The organism is Natrononativus sp. DTA114 (assembly GCF_059736515.1).
The window spans coordinates 35,234-48,358 of sequence record NZ_JCASSN010000005.1; the positions used below are offsets into that span (position 1 = coordinate 35,234).

Sequence of the window (13,125 nt, forward strand, 5' to 3'; positions counted from 1 at the left end):
GACGACCAGTCCGGTCTGTATCACCGTTCAGGGAACATCAGATGTCTGCCTACTCGAGTGTCGACAACCGTGCGTCCCGCAGCAGCACCTTCTTGACGATTTCGGGGTTCTCGAGGAGGCGATGTTTCGCGTGTGCACCGCGCCCGCGGCCCCGCCCTTCTCGTTCGGACTGGATGACGTTCAGGAAGTTCTGTTCCTGAAGGATCTCCTGAACACGCCGTTCGGACAGCGGTTCGAGGTCGAGTCGTCGGGCGATCTGTTTGTACTGATTGTATATGATCTTGGTCGGGAACTCCTCGCTCGAGCTATTCTCGGTTAACACCGTCAGCGCGTAGAGAATCGTTTTCGCTTGTTGTGGGGATCCCTCGATCAACTCGCTGAATCGGTCGGCTTCCGTTTTCTCCTTCGCGGATCGAACGTGGGCTTCGGTGACCTGTGCGTCATTTTGTTTCTTCGCGAGGCGGCCGGCGTTGCGAAGGATATCGATCGCCTTGCGGGCGTCGCCGTGCTCCTGTGCCGCCAGCGCCGAGGTGAGCGGAATGACGTCGTCGGTGAGTACGCCCTCGTGGAACGCATCGCGGCGCTTATCCAGAATATCGACCAGCTGGTTCGCATCGTACGGCGGGAACACGAGTTCGTCCCGCGAGAGACTGGACTTGACGCGTTCGGAGAGGTGATCAGGGAAGTCTATCTTGTTCGAGATACCGATGATCCCGATGCTCGAGTTCGAGATACGCCGATTTTCTCCCGCACGCGAGAGTTTCCGGAGGACTTCGTCGTCCTCGAGCATATCGATCTCGTCGAGGATCACGATCGTGACGTCCGTACAGTGGTCAACGCTTTGCCAGAGACGTTTATAGTAGTCACCGGTTCCGAGGCCCCGGTCCGGGATCGTGACGCCGCTTTTTTCGGGTTCGTTGACGGTCTGTGCGATCGTTTTCACGATCGCCGCTTCGGTATTCTGTTCGCCGCAGTCGATAAAGGCGTACTTGATACCGACGCCGTCCCGTTCGCCTTCAGAGATGACACGTTGGGTGATCGACCTCGAGATGAGCGACTTTCCGGTCCCGGTCTTTCCGAAAATAAAGAGGTGAGCCGGTTCGCTTCCAAAGATTGCGGGGTTGAGTGCGTTGGCGACGCGCTGCATCTGTTCGTCGCGACCAACGATCCGATCGGGTCCGGGAAGATGGGTGATCTCGAGCAATCGCTCGTCCGCGAAGATCGGATCGTCGTACCGAAAGAGCGGATCGCGGTCGTCCTCCGAAGCCATGGTGATTGTGGTGGTGTTACAACCCGACTGAAATAAAGCTATGGGGGGTGCGTCGCGGATGTATAACTCCTATATTGTAGGCAGACGGAGGATGAGAGTAGTATTTCGGATCGAATAGCACAGATCAGTAGCCTCGCGGGTTTACTTCCGCCTCGGAGAGCGTGCTTCGTTACGGTTCGGGAACTGAGTCCGACACCCCTTCGCGCGCGTGACGGAAACCGAGATGCCGCCGGAAATGCAGTTTTCACAGGGTGAAGCGGAATATGACTCGAGTTCGGTTCCGTTTGAACGCATACACACACCTACGTCGCGCTTGTAACGGGATGGAGTGGGGGAGGGGTAGATCTCAAACGGTGTATTCCGGAGAACGAGTCAGGAATAAGCACGATTTACAGCCGCGACGGTGGTGTGTGGCGGTACTATCACTCCATCCTCGTTACCGTTACAAACGCGAAGGGGGTGTCTCCGTCGTACTATCTTTAAGAGAATCCCGCCGTTCACGGCGTCCTCAGAACGCAACGCGTTCTGATGGGCATCGCAAACCTTCGGTTTGCTCAACGGGCGTGAACCGCGTCACTCGATTACGCAACCCACGAGCAACAGCGCTCCGAATACCCCACGCCAATACAAACTTTTATAGTACGATAAAACGTACTGGAAAACGGATGCGAGTTGACATCGCCATCAACCGTGGAAGCGACCTCCACGAACGAGTGAAAGAATACTCCCGCAAGAACGGTCTGCGAATGGACTTCGCATACGCCGAACTCATCGAACAAGGACTCAACGCTGAAGAATGAGTGAGGAGTGCAAGACGCTCGAAGCGTATCTTGTCCCACCCACTCAGCACAAACAGCGCAAGCTCCACGACGAACACGACCGATACGAATCACTCCTTCACGAGAGTTTCAACAACGAGTGCGACACGATGACTGCTGTGAACGAGGTTGTCAGCGGTGAAGGCCTCAACTGGCACTCCAAAAACGCACTCAAAAGATACGTCCCAAACCTCTTGGATGAGGACACGTACGATGCGAAGCAACTCGCAGACGACCATCCCATCCGCTACGCCAACACCGCAGCCGTCTTCGACCGCGATGACGACCGACACCACGAAATCTGCTGGGAAGTTCCCCTCCCAGGTCGAGGGACGAACGTCTGGATACCGCTCCAGTTGAATCCCGAACAGGAACACTGGTGGCATTCTCTGATTGACGAAGACGACGAAAGCGTGTGGGCAGGTGAACTCCGCCTGCAACGCGACGGTACTCGCTGGGTGTTGCACGTCACCGCGAACTACGAAGTCGAACCAGACCACGAATGTTCGCATGAAAGCGACGATGTGACGCCAGTCGGCTTCGACGTGGGCGAGTCAAAACTCCTGGTGGGCTGTGCCCTCCGAGATGAGACGCCCGTTGCCCCGTTGTTCGTGGATGGTGGTCGCGTCCGACACCTCCGCCAGAAACAAGCCTCTGCCGAGGATCGGTTGAAACCACGCTACGCCTCGACGCTCTTGGACGAACTCGTCTGGGGGACGTGGCAAGACACCATCGATGATGAGATTGAGAAAGCCTCGAGACGAGCCGTCGAATACGCCTCCCGATTCGAGAACCCGATTATCGTCCTCGAATTCCTCGATGGGATCACCGACAAAGATATCGGGAAGTACTGGAATCGACGCCTCGGCAAGTGGCTGTTCTCCCAACTACAGTCACGTATCGAGGAGAAGGCGGTGGAACGCGGGATTCCTGTGGAATACGTGTATCCGCATTATACGTCGAAGACGTGCCATGCTTGTCAGCGTATCGGGTATCGGCCGCATCAGGGTACGTTCAAGTGTACGAACTCGGCGTGCTGGGTGTCGGAGTATCAGGCGGATTTGAACGCAGCAGCAAACATAGCCAACCGGCTAAATCCGTGGGGAGAGAGCCTGCCTTGGAAATCGGCAGGCGATGACTCGCCACGGAGCGGGGGCCAGTGGCAGGCCCACCAAGACACGTCACCGAACGAGGGACTCCCGGCCGAGAGGCGGGCTTCCGATGACAAGGTTTCGTCTAGCTCACCAGCGGTGGGAGCGGGGGCGAAGCCGGAGACCGGTGACGCGCACACGTCTTGAAACCTCAATCCAGCACCTTTGCTGGTATTCCACCTGCGGTGGAAGCCCCGGCGTTTACGCCGGGCGAGGATGTCACCGTCGACTAATATGGCATGTAGAACATTGTACGAAAAACGAGCGACGCTGTATCTCCTCCCTGCTCGCACTTTCGGTGCTCGCTGAGGTGGGAATTCCCATCTCAATTCCCCCAAAACAGTGATAGAGAGAGTCCCGTCGTTTACCGCAGGGAGGATGTCACTAACTCCAGTAACTGCCGTTCGGAAATTGGCACCAATCTGACCACTCTATCTAGACTAGTTCATTCTAAATCAATGAATAATACTCGTGCCATCACACGACCGTGAATCGAGTCACGACTTGCAGCGGCATGTGTGACGTTAATTATCGCTGTTGTGGTCATCCCTCTTGCAATGTCGTTACAAAACCTCCCACACGCCGACGACGAGATGCACGAGTGTATGGACAACTGCCTCGAGGCCGCTCAGGCCTGCGAGTGGTGCGCGGATGCCTGCGCTGACGAGGGCGAAGGGATGGCCGAGTGTATTCGACTCTGTCGAGACGTCGCAGATCTGACCACGCTACACGCGAGGTTCATGGCGCGCGATTCGGCGTATCATGCGGACCTGGCGGCGATCTGTGCGGACGCGTGTGAGGCCTGTGCGGAGGAGTGTGCACAGCACGATCACGAGCACTGCCAGGTCTGTGCTGAGGTGGTGTCGGAGTGTGCAGAAACCTGCAGGGCGATGGCTGGCCACTGAGAGCGAACCACCCCATTCTTCACAATTCACTGTTGATACTTGCAGGTGTGTCGGAACTCATTCACGAATCACTCTTGGGAGTTGCAGGTGTGTAGGTACCGAATCAACTACCTACTTCTGTGCTCTATATTGTACACACCATACAAAACCCTTAACCGCTCGTGGTCCGTACTACGGAACGATGGCAACCGAATCACCACATAGTGCGCCCGATTCGACCGACGAGCCCGTTCAGATCGAGAGTCAGGAGCAGTTAGCGGACGTCATCGCCAGCAACGATGTCGTGGTAGTGGACTTCTTTGCGACCTGGTGTGGGCCGTGTCAGATGCTCGAGCCCGTCCTTCGGGGACTCGCAAGCGACACCGACGCCGTCATCGCCAAAGTCGACGTCGATCAACACCAGCCGTTGGCCAGCCAGTACGGTGTTCGCGGCGTTCCGACGCTCGCCTTCTTCGCGGACGGCGATCAGGTCGACCAACACGTCGGAGCCTTACCGGCCGACCGACTTCGCGATCTGATCGAAGGGCACACAACCGACTGACCTCGAGTTCGAAGGTCGGGGTGGCGGTCCACCACTGGGGCTGTGGTACCACACAACCACCACTGGGGCTGTGGTACCACGTGAGCGACCGAACCCAATTGTATTTACTCGACAAATATCTATCGATTTTCCGGCCCAGCGCACAGCCATGGGTGTTTTGTGTTTACCCTCTCTTAGTGGGAGTAGCAAGAGTCTCAAATGACGACCTATCTACTTGCGTTCAAACCTGCAATCGGTCTGTACGGGCAGCACGATCCGAGCGCTGTGCTTTTCGCCGACGGAACACCTGTCTTCGGCGTCGAAGAAGAGCGGTATACCCGCGAGAAACATGCGACGGAGACATTTCCGGAACAGGCGATTCAGGCCTGCCTTGATCACCGGAATCTGGAAATTTCGGATCTCGACCGCATTTTGCTCCCTTACGATCCACGGCTCCAAGGCAAGATTGCGGGCCACTATCTCACCGACGCGATCCGGGCGCCCGGCATTGCTCGGAAGCTCTCTGCGCTCGAGCGGACGCTCGTCACACAGGTCCGCAGCCGATACGTTCCGACGCGACAAATCGAAGCCCAACTCGAGGATTCCTTCGGTGGGTCGCTCCCACCGATCGAACTCGTCGAACATCACCGCTGTCACGCTGCGAGCGCGTTTCACCCCTCTGGATTCGACGAGGCGGTCGTGCTCACTGTCGACGCCAAGGGAGAGTACGATTCGACGGTCGTCTGGCACGCCACCGACCGTCAACTGAAACGGGTTCGAACGTACGACCACCCCAACAGCCTCGGCCTATTTTTTGCCATTATCACGGAGTATCTCGGCTATCGGATGTTCAACGGTGAGGGGAAAGTCATGGGGCTTGCACCGTACGGTACCGACAACCCCGGAATCGAAGACGTACTCCGGAACCTGATCGACACCGGCGTCGACTACGACGTGACCGACCTTACGAAACGCTGGGGAACCGGCCACGGCGTGGAGATCCTCGAGGACGTCTTCGACCGGCCGCGAAACGACACACCCGGCGAGTTCGACCAATGGCAAAAGGATCTCGCCCACACTGCACAGAAGCTCCTAGAGGAGACGGTTCTCGAGATTACGGAGACGGCGGTCGAGCGGCTCGGAACCGGGAACGTCGCGCTGGCGGGCGGCGTCGCACTTAACTGCAAACTCAACAAGAACGTTCGGGAATCGCCGGTCGTCGGCGACCTGTTCGTCCAGCCCGTCGCCCATGACGCCGGTCTCGCACTCGGTGCAGGTTGGGAACGGCAACCGGCGGCCGACGTCGACCGTCAGACGACGGTGTATCTGGGCCCGGAGTACGATACCGACGAGATCCGGTCAACGCTCGAGACGAACAAGATCGAGTACACCGAACCCGACAACCTCGAGGGTCACGTCGCAGAACGGCTCGCAGACGGAAAACTAGTCGGCTGGTTCCAGGGGCGGATGGAGATGGGGCCGCGAGCGCTCGGCGGCCGGAGCATCCTCGCGGATCCGCGTTCGGTCGATTCCCGAGACCGGGTGAACAAGTTCGTCAAGCACCGCGAGGAGTGGCGGCCGTTCGCGCCGTCGCTGCTCGAGTCGGCCGCCGAGGAGTATCTCGTCGATGGTGGTCCGGCGCCGTTTATGATCAACGCCTACGACGTCAATCCGGAGAAAACCGGCGACCTCGAGGCCGTCTTGCACCCGGCCGACGACTCGACGCGTCCCCAGACCGTTCGCGAGGACCAGCATCCGCGCTATCACCGTCTCATCTCCGAGTTCGAAGCCATTACGGGTGTCCCTGCCGTTCTCAACACGTCGTTCAACGATCACGCCGAACCCATCGTTCGAACGCCGACGCAGGCCATCAAGGACTTCTACGGAATGGGTCTCGACGTGCTCGTTCTCGAGGACCTGGTCGTCGAGAAGGGGTGACAGCTCACCCGACGTGATGACAGCTCTCCTGAGGTGGTGCCGGAGGAGATGCTCGTATTCGATCCTGAATAACAAGAGTTCAAGACCTTTCGGTGCGGGTTCGCCTCGTCATCCGAACCGATAACGACACTCCGTCGAGGACTCTCTCGCCACCGTACTCCTTCGTCACGTTCGAAAGTTCGATTGCAGACACTGGATTCACTCACCCAATCCTTGCTGAACGGACACATGTGATTTTCAGTAATATCAAAACAAACGTAATACATAGCTCCACATAAATACCTAATAGAATCGGATGGGGCTTCGACGGTATTGTTATGTGTGTCACTACAGTACTGATAGGAGATGCGACCGTTAGTGTCGTGGATGACGAAGGTCGATGATACAATACTCGAGTGGCTCCGTGGCACCGATGTAGCTGCGCCACCGAAAGTCATCCATGCGAACCTCGAAACACCGGTTTCGTACTCCCAGGTGAAACGCCGTGTTCGGGTGTTGCATACAAACGGCCTGATCCACAAGGACGAAGACCGTAGCGACTACTACGCCATTTCGACCCTGGGGCAGTGGTATCTAGACGGCGAGATTGCGGGGAGCAAACTCGAGGAGCTAAACACCGACGCCAGTAACCCTGCTGATTTCCTGGGATCTGATAGCGGCGCTTGACTACCGAACAAGAACTGCTCCGGCGTAGTTCCGGAGTCGTCTGCTGTCCTCACGATTGTGGGTACACTCAGGGAAGCAACTCACGCTACTGAACGCCCATCTCATGCTGTAGCACCAACCGCTCGAGAGCGTAGCTCACCGTCCACTCAACGGCTCTCCTTGCGACCCGTGAGCCGCTCCGGGACCAGGCGGAAGTCGTGGAACTCGATCTCTTCGCGCGGTCGGTCGAAGACATCGACGACCGGAATCTCGACGCCCCACATCCCCTGGACGGCTGCTGATTCGTGGGGAAGGTCTGCGAGTTCCTCGAGCGACCCGGTGGCGATGACGCTGCGCCATCCCTCGTCAGTCTCGTCGTAGGTGACGAACGTCACGGGATTTTCGATCAGATTCTCCTTGGAACTTCCCGGTGGGAACGAGAGCCGGAAGTAGATGCTTTCGTCGGCAGTGAGGTAGCCGTAGGACACCGGAAACGAGGCAGGGGGGTCGTCCGAGCCAGTCGCAAACGAGAGCACGCCGGTGCCGCCGGTTCCCAGGAAGTCGTTGCGTTCGTCCGCGGTAAGCTGCGCCCAGCGCAGTCCCTCCATGGCTTTGTGCTACGACGTGGGCGGTAAAAATCCCCAATCACTGGTCGCTGATGTGTCCCAGCCTCGAGTCTCTTCGAGAAGACGAACAGAACGCAGCCAGTCGGTCCGGCCGCTGGCTGTAATTCCAACCGACGGCAGCGACCACGCAGAGCGCGCAGCGACCGTTGCTCTCGAGTACGCGACGCTCGTCGGAGCCGAGGTCGACGTCGTCTACGTCGTCGATCGAACGATCTACGACCTCGAAGATGCGCCCCGCAGTATCGTCGGCCTTCTCAGAGAGGGTGGCCGAAACGCGCTCGAGACGGTCGAACTCGAGGCTCGAGACCGTGATCTATCGGTGACGACGGCGCTGTTGCGCGGCGTTCCGGAAGCGGAACTGCTCACGTACGTCGACGATACCGGCGCCGATCTGCTCGTGATGGGAACGCGTGGCCAGGGTGGAGCCGACGACCGCCTACTCGGCAGTACGACGGCCAGAGTCCTCCGTCGGGCCGACCTGCCGGTGATGAACGTCGGCCGGTCGCGATAGCAGCGGACTCCTGTATATTCCGCCACCGGTATCGGCGAATCAATTAGGCCGACTCGAGGTCGAGCGACCAGTCGCCGTCGGCTTCGACGGTGAGCCAGACGACGCCGCCGGCGCTGTACGATCGCGAGCTATCGAACTCGCCGTCCGTCACGATGAGTGACTCTCGGTGGCCGTCCGCACCGTGTCCGTCGACGCGGAACTCGTCGTCACCGTCGTGTGTCGCGGTGAGTCTGACGCCGGCCTCTGCCCACACCGGCCCGACGAACGAGGTGCCGCTGCCGCTCGCCTCGACCGGAAGGTCCTCGAGATCGTCGCTGTCGACTTCTGGCTGGTTGAGTTCGATCGACCACTCGTCGTCGGCGTCGATGTTGAGCCGGTAGGTACCCTCGCTGACGGTGACCATCGACTCGCCGCCCTGGTCGCCACTGGTGTCGACCAGTAGGTCGTGGCTGGTATCGCCGTCGACCGCCTCTACCTCGACGACGAACGCTCCGTCGCCATCGTGGGAGAACTCGCCGACGAGCAGCCCCTCCGAGAGATCGAACTCGTCGGATTCGCCGCTTCGCGAGCCTTCGAGCGTGTACGACTCGCCCTCCTCGAAGACGGTTCCGTCCGGCCGCTCTGCCGGCTCGCTGTCGACGCTTCCCGATCCACCGTCCATCCCGTCGACGAGCTCCGAGGGGGTGATTACGTCGAGGCCGCGGTGCTCGATGTGATCGAGCAGGTGCTCGAAGTCGTCGAGGGACATCTCGCTACCCTCGGGGTCCTCTTCGACGATCGGCGGGACGCGAATAACGGTGAGCTGGTTGTACTGATCGGAGAGATTGATCTGTCGGCGCACCCCCGAGTGAAGGGCGGGCCCCCAGATGATCGGGATCGTATGCATACCGGTCGGCGGCGCTGGGGTCGGACAGCTTCCGAACATGAATCCGGTGTCGTGGCGTTCGCGGACCATCTCGACGGTTGCCTCGTCCATCCGACGCCATTCGGGAGCGAAGAAGTGACGCGAGCCGTCTTCGAATCCGTGATCGGCGAGGGTCTTGCGGGCGATATCCATCACCTGTCGGCGCTTTCCCTCCTCGAGTTCGAGGAGGTCTCCCTCTGCTCCCGGGGAGGAACAGACCTCCCAGCCCTGTTCGCTGAGCTCACGGAGTTCGTTTACGTCCATCCGGCCGGCGGTGCCGATGTGTTCAGGGATGACCGGAACCGTCCCGGGCCAGTCGCGCTCCTCGAGCAGCGGTGCGGCGGTCTCGTAGTGGGAGTCCCGTCCCTCGTAAAACGCGAGAATCGCCTTGCCGTTGTCGGCGGTTTCGGTCATGCGAAGGTCGTCGACGACCATTCGAACGGGTTCGCCGTCCGGATCGTCGGCGATAATGTTTATCTGCCACACCTCCGAGATGTCCGGCTCCTCTCCGGGTTTGTCGTTGTATCCGCAGTCGAGCCGGAACCAGCCGTCGTACGTGTCCAGAACCGGGCGAACGGTGGCGAGACGTTCGTTGCTACTCGGGGCGAAGAACTCGACGACGATTCGTGGTACCGTTTCGGCCTTGATCGCCATCGAGAGCATCCGGCCGTCGAGATCTAGCGGCTCGGAGAACTCCCGTCTGATCGCGGCTCGCCCGTCCTCTCCCTCGAGCACCGCCGCTTGCGAGCCGGTTCGCGCCTCCTCCGAGGAACCCTCGACCGAGCCAACGACCGGCTCCCAGCTATCGAGATCGTCGAAATCGGAGATGACCTCACCCGAATCGATCGCGGGCCACAACGCTCCGTCCCCGTTGCCGTCGGAGTCTCCGCCGTTCGAGCCGTCACCGGTGCCGTCGCCGTTGCCGCCGCCATCGGTGTTCGAGTCGTTCTCGTCCGGATCGTCGTTCTCGAGACAGCCCGCCATCGCCGCCGACGCTGCCCCAACCGTCGCTAGCATTCGTCGCCGGGTCGTGTAGCGATCCATTACTCGGGGTTGGCCACAGGGATACTTCTTAATGAAGTACGTAAAATCAGATGTACGGCACGACTCCCGTTGCGTTTAGTACGAATGTGTAGAATGATTTCTACATCTCGAAGCATCTTTTCCTCCGCTGGCCATATGATACCGGATGACAGGGGTCCGGACAGGGCTGATCGCCATCCTATCCCGGTGTGGGTCACGGACTGGGTGCGGGGTTGTGCACCGAGGTTCCGGTCGGTGACGGGACGTCGTCGGGGGTTCGAACGGGGGAGTTGAAGAACTCGGGATAGTTTCGGATTCGTTCGTCGTCCCAGTTCCACCACGACAGTTCGAGTAGCGCGTTTCTGACCTCGCTTGGGAACCGCCATCCGATCCGCTCTGCAGGGGTACCCGCGACGATCGCGTATGGTTCGACGTCACTGGTCACGACCGATCCGGCGGCGACGACCGCTCCGTGGCCGATGGTTACGCCCGACAGGACGATACAGCGGGTTCCGATCCAGACGTCGCTTCCGACGGTGATCGGTCCCTTGGTCGAGTACGCCAGCTCGCTATCGAGGATGTTCTGGTACAGCCGGCGTTGTATCGACGGTTTCTCCATCTCGTGGTCCGTTTGCTGGAAGGTGTTGTCCCGGGCGATCGCACAGTAGTTACCGATCTCGACATCGCCGACGAACTCGCACTCGGGCTCGACGTTGGTCTGCTTGCCGATCGACACTTCGCCGTTGAGGACGCATCTTGTACTCAGGCGGACACCCGACTCGATATCGACCGTTCCGCGAAGCAGGCAGCGTGGGGCGATGTCGGCCGACGGTGCGACGGTTAGCGTCGTCGTCGTGAGGGCGTTGATCGCTCTGTGGGTGATCCGCGGATAGCCGGCTGCCGACACCACCGCCTCCGCCAGATCACTGGGTGTCATTGATGGTTCGGACGTACACACGCCGGTGGTAAACTCCACACGATCGTTTTTGGATGTTCGCTGCCAATACCGAATACATTCGCTACCTAGCCCGGAACCCGGTATCCTGGTGAGATGGTGTCATCGGTGCGCCATCGGGTAGACGCAACTTACAGCTGTCCTCGAGCCGTCGTCCCCCTCTCGAGAACGGTACCACAACTGTCGCCGAAACCCGAACGTGACGCTCATCCGTCGAGGACGTCTACGAACCGATCGAACGCACCGCATTCGGGATGAACGTGGGCGTACGTCCCGAACGAGGCGTACTCACAAAGTCCGTCGTGGTCACCGTCGATCCCGTGGCCACGCCGCGTCTCGAATGCGAACCGTGCGTCGGCGTCGACGTCGGCCGTCGAATAGTGAAACTCGTGGCCACGGAGGCGCGTCCCCGCGGCGGCCGTGAGCGTGTCGGTTTTCGCCTCGAGTTCGACGTGATCGAGCGCCCGATACTGATCGTTCATCCGTACGTCGGCGGGGAGGAGTCCCGCCATCCGAAAGCGCTCGCCGTCGGTGGTCGTTAGCGACTGGCCCATCGCCATTAGCCCGCCACACTCGCCGAACACCGGCAGTCCCTCGCTCGCCAGCGTCCCGAGTTCCGCGAGCGTCCCGCCGGACTCGAGTTCCGATGCGTATCGCTCCGGGTAGCCGCCGGGGAGATACACCGCGTTGCAGTCGGGAACGGGGTCACCGGCGACCGGGGAGAACGGGACGACAGTGGCACGCTCGCGGAACCGCTCGAGCGTCGCCGGATACCGAAAACAGAACGCCGCGTCGTCGGCGACGGCGATCCGATTGCCCGTCCGTTCAATTTCCTCCGTCGGTTCGTCTACGCCTGCTGGGGGCCTCGCGAGTCCGGCAAGACGGTCGGTCGCGAGCGACGCCGCCGCCCGCTCGAGAGCGGACTCCGGAACGGGCGCTTCGTCACCCATGTAAAGGCCCAGGTGGCGGTCCGGAACCTCGAGGTCGTCGACCGGCGGAACGCGCCCGAAGTACGCGAGATCGTCGGGGAGCGCCTCGCGGATTCCCTGTTCGTGGCGGCCGCCGTGAGCCCGCTGGGCGATGATCCCCGCGACCTCGATCTCGGGGCCAACCTCTGTGGCGTACCGGCGAAAGCCGAGTGCGGTCGCCGCGACGCTCTCCATTCCGGCGTTTGCATCGACGACCAACACGACGGGAAGGTCCAGCGCGCCGGCGACCGCGGCGGTACTTGAGACGTCGCCGTCGTACAGCCCCATCATTCCCTCGATCACGCAGACGTCACCCCCTCCACGGGCGTAGTTTCGTCTCATCCCCTCGGTGCCACAGAGCCACGGATCGAGCGTCCGAGACGGTCGCTCGGCCACCGCCTCGTGGTGACTCGGATCGATAAAGTCAGGCCCCGCCTTCGCCGGCTGGACATCGTAGCCCGCGGCCTCGAGCGCCGTGACGATCGTCAGGGTCGCGATCGTCTTGCCGACGCCGGAGCTCGTGCCACCGACGACGAGGCCGGGTGTGCCGCCGCCTCGAGACCGGGCTGGCTCCCTCATTCGCTGGTTTCCACCTCGACGTGGTCGGTGTTCATCTCGGCTTCCAGTTGGATGCCCGTCTCCGTGGCCGTTCCGGTTCGGCTCTGTCTCCGTTTTCGGGCCCATACTGACTAGGGTGGACCCGACCGGGCGGTGTGTTCCGCGGTCAGTGCTGTTCTCGACGGGGGCTCGCAGACGGAATTGTTCCCTCACGCCGCTGCGTTTTTCGGTCGTCGTTTATGCACCCGCTAACCTTCCGCTTGTGGCTCGAAATCCCGCTAACTTTCTCGTCGATTCACACACCTACCGTACCATCTACGAAAACAAATACAT

12 protein-coding genes are annotated in these 13,125 nt (G+C 60.4%); 7 read left to right on the forward strand and 5 right to left on the reverse strand.

What is annotated here, in order from left to right:
* Nucleotides 1–49: 49 nt before the first annotated feature.
* Nucleotides 50–1,270, reverse strand: a complete 1,221-nt coding sequence (locus AC6I6S_RS17795) for a Cdc6/Cdc18 family protein (protein ID WP_497952014.1) — start codon at nucleotides 1,268–1,270, stop codon at nucleotides 50–52.
* 665 nt (nucleotides 1,271–1,935) lie between these two features.
* Here AC6I6S_RS17795 and AC6I6S_RS17800 point away from each other — a divergent pair.
* The 6 genes from AC6I6S_RS17800 to AC6I6S_RS17825 all read left to right on the forward strand — a co-directional run bounded on the left by AC6I6S_RS17800 (nucleotide 1,936) and on the right by AC6I6S_RS17825 (nucleotide 7,268).
* Complete coding sequence (locus AC6I6S_RS17800) at nucleotides 1,936–2,070, forward strand: hypothetical protein (RefSeq protein ID WP_497952015.1); 135 nt, start codon at nucleotides 1,936–1,938, stop codon at nucleotides 2,068–2,070.
* Nucleotides 2,067–3,386, forward strand: coding sequence for an IS200/IS605 family accessory protein TnpB-related protein (locus tag AC6I6S_RS17805; RefSeq protein WP_497952017.1), 1,320 nt, complete (start codon nucleotides 2,067–2,069; stop codon nucleotides 3,384–3,386). The genes AC6I6S_RS17800 and AC6I6S_RS17805 overlap by 4 nt, the downstream gene beginning before the upstream one ends.
* 410 nt (nucleotides 3,387–3,796) lie before the next feature.
* Entirely contained in the window at nucleotides 3,797–4,144 is a 348-nt protein-coding gene (locus AC6I6S_RS17810; RefSeq protein ID WP_497952018.1) for a four-helix bundle copper-binding protein, read from the forward strand.
* Nucleotides 4,145–4,325: 181 nt separating this feature from the next.
* On the forward strand, nucleotides 4,326–4,685 hold the full coding sequence (trxA, locus tag AC6I6S_RS17815; RefSeq protein WP_497952019.1) for a thioredoxin: 360 nt from the start codon (nucleotides 4,326–4,328) through the stop codon (nucleotides 4,683–4,685).
* A gap of 198 nt (nucleotides 4,686–4,883) precedes the next feature.
* The gene (locus AC6I6S_RS17820; protein WP_497952020.1) at nucleotides 4,884–6,602 is read left to right on the forward strand and encodes a carbamoyltransferase family protein; all 1,719 of its coding nucleotides are present in this window, start codon (nucleotides 4,884–4,886) and stop codon (nucleotides 6,600–6,602) included.
* A 345-nt stretch (nucleotides 6,603–6,947) separates the two neighbouring features.
* The gene (locus tag AC6I6S_RS17825) at nucleotides 6,948–7,268 is read left to right on the forward strand and encodes a winged helix-turn-helix domain-containing protein (RefSeq protein ID WP_497952022.1); all 321 of its coding nucleotides are present in this window, start codon (nucleotides 6,948–6,950) and stop codon (nucleotides 7,266–7,268) included.
* 146 nt (nucleotides 7,269–7,414) lie between these two features.
* Here the strand turns inward: AC6I6S_RS17825 and AC6I6S_RS17830 are convergent, their stop codons facing one another.
* Complete coding sequence (locus AC6I6S_RS17830) at nucleotides 7,415–7,855, reverse strand: pyridoxamine 5'-phosphate oxidase family protein (RefSeq protein ID WP_497952023.1); 441 nt, start codon at nucleotides 7,853–7,855, stop codon at nucleotides 7,415–7,417.
* A gap of 52 nt (nucleotides 7,856–7,907) precedes the next feature.
* Here AC6I6S_RS17830 and AC6I6S_RS17835 point away from each other — a divergent pair, with 52 nt between their 5' ends.
* Nucleotides 7,908–8,384 (forward strand): universal stress protein, encoded by a 477-nt coding sequence (locus tag AC6I6S_RS17835; protein ID WP_497952024.1) that lies wholly within the window; start codon nucleotides 7,908–7,910, stop codon nucleotides 8,382–8,384.
* A 43-nt stretch (nucleotides 8,385–8,427) separates the two neighbouring features.
* On the opposite strand, the gene AC6I6S_RS17840 is transcribed toward AC6I6S_RS17835, so the two are convergent.
* The 3 genes from AC6I6S_RS17840 to AC6I6S_RS17850 all read right to left on the reverse strand — a co-directional run bounded on the left by AC6I6S_RS17840 (nucleotide 8,428) and on the right by AC6I6S_RS17850 (nucleotide 12,813).
* Complete coding sequence (locus AC6I6S_RS17840) at nucleotides 8,428–10,332, reverse strand: polysaccharide deacetylase family protein (RefSeq protein ID WP_497952026.1); 1,905 nt, start codon at nucleotides 10,330–10,332, stop codon at nucleotides 8,428–8,430.
* A 193-nt stretch (nucleotides 10,333–10,525) separates the two neighbouring features.
* A complete protein-coding gene (locus tag AC6I6S_RS17845) occupies nucleotides 10,526–11,248 on the reverse strand; it encodes a CatB-related O-acetyltransferase (RefSeq protein ID WP_497952027.1) in 723 nt (240 codons plus the stop codon).
* 224 nt (nucleotides 11,249–11,472) lie between these two features.
* Nucleotides 11,473–12,813 carry a cobyrinic acid a,c-diamide synthase gene (locus tag AC6I6S_RS17850; protein WP_497952028.1) on the reverse strand — a complete coding sequence of 447 codons (1,341 nt, stop codon included), beginning with the start codon at nucleotides 12,811–12,813 and terminating at the stop codon, nucleotides 11,473–11,475.
* Between the last annotated feature and the right edge of the window lie 312 nt (nucleotides 12,814–13,125).

Coding starts and splice junctions, on each gene's coding strand:
- AC6I6S_RS17795 (WP_497952014.1), bottom strand. CDS start 1,270: ATGGCTTCGGAGGACGACCGCGATCCGCTCTTTCGGTACGACGATCCG.
- AC6I6S_RS17800 (WP_497952015.1), top strand. CDS start 1,936: ATGCGAGTTGACATCGCCATCAACCGTGGAAGCGACCTCCACGAACGA.
- AC6I6S_RS17805 (WP_497952017.1), top strand. CDS start 2,067: ATGAGTGAGGAGTGCAAGACGCTCGAAGCGTATCTTGTCCCACCCACT.
- AC6I6S_RS17810 (WP_497952018.1), top strand. CDS start 3,797: ATGTCGTTACAAAACCTCCCACACGCCGACGACGAGATGCACGAGTGT.
- trxA (WP_497952019.1), top strand. CDS start 4,326: ATGGCAACCGAATCACCACATAGTGCGCCCGATTCGACCGACGAGCCC.
- AC6I6S_RS17820 (WP_497952020.1), top strand. CDS start 4,884: ATGACGACCTATCTACTTGCGTTCAAACCTGCAATCGGTCTGTACGGG.
- AC6I6S_RS17825 (WP_497952022.1), top strand. CDS start 6,948: ATGCGACCGTTAGTGTCGTGGATGACGAAGGTCGATGATACAATACTC.
- AC6I6S_RS17830 (WP_497952023.1), bottom strand. CDS start 7,855: ATGGAGGGACTGCGCTGGGCGCAGCTTACCGCGGACGAACGCAACGAC.
- AC6I6S_RS17840 (WP_497952026.1), bottom strand. CDS start 10,332: ATGGATCGCTACACGACCCGGCGACGAATGCTAGCGACGGTTGGGGCA.
- AC6I6S_RS17845 (WP_497952027.1), bottom strand. CDS start 11,248: ATGACACCCAGTGATCTGGCGGAGGCGGTGGTGTCGGCAGCCGGCTAT.
- AC6I6S_RS17850 (WP_497952028.1), bottom strand. CDS start 12,813: ATGAGGGAGCCAGCCCGGTCTCGAGGCGGCGGCACACCCGGCCTCGTC.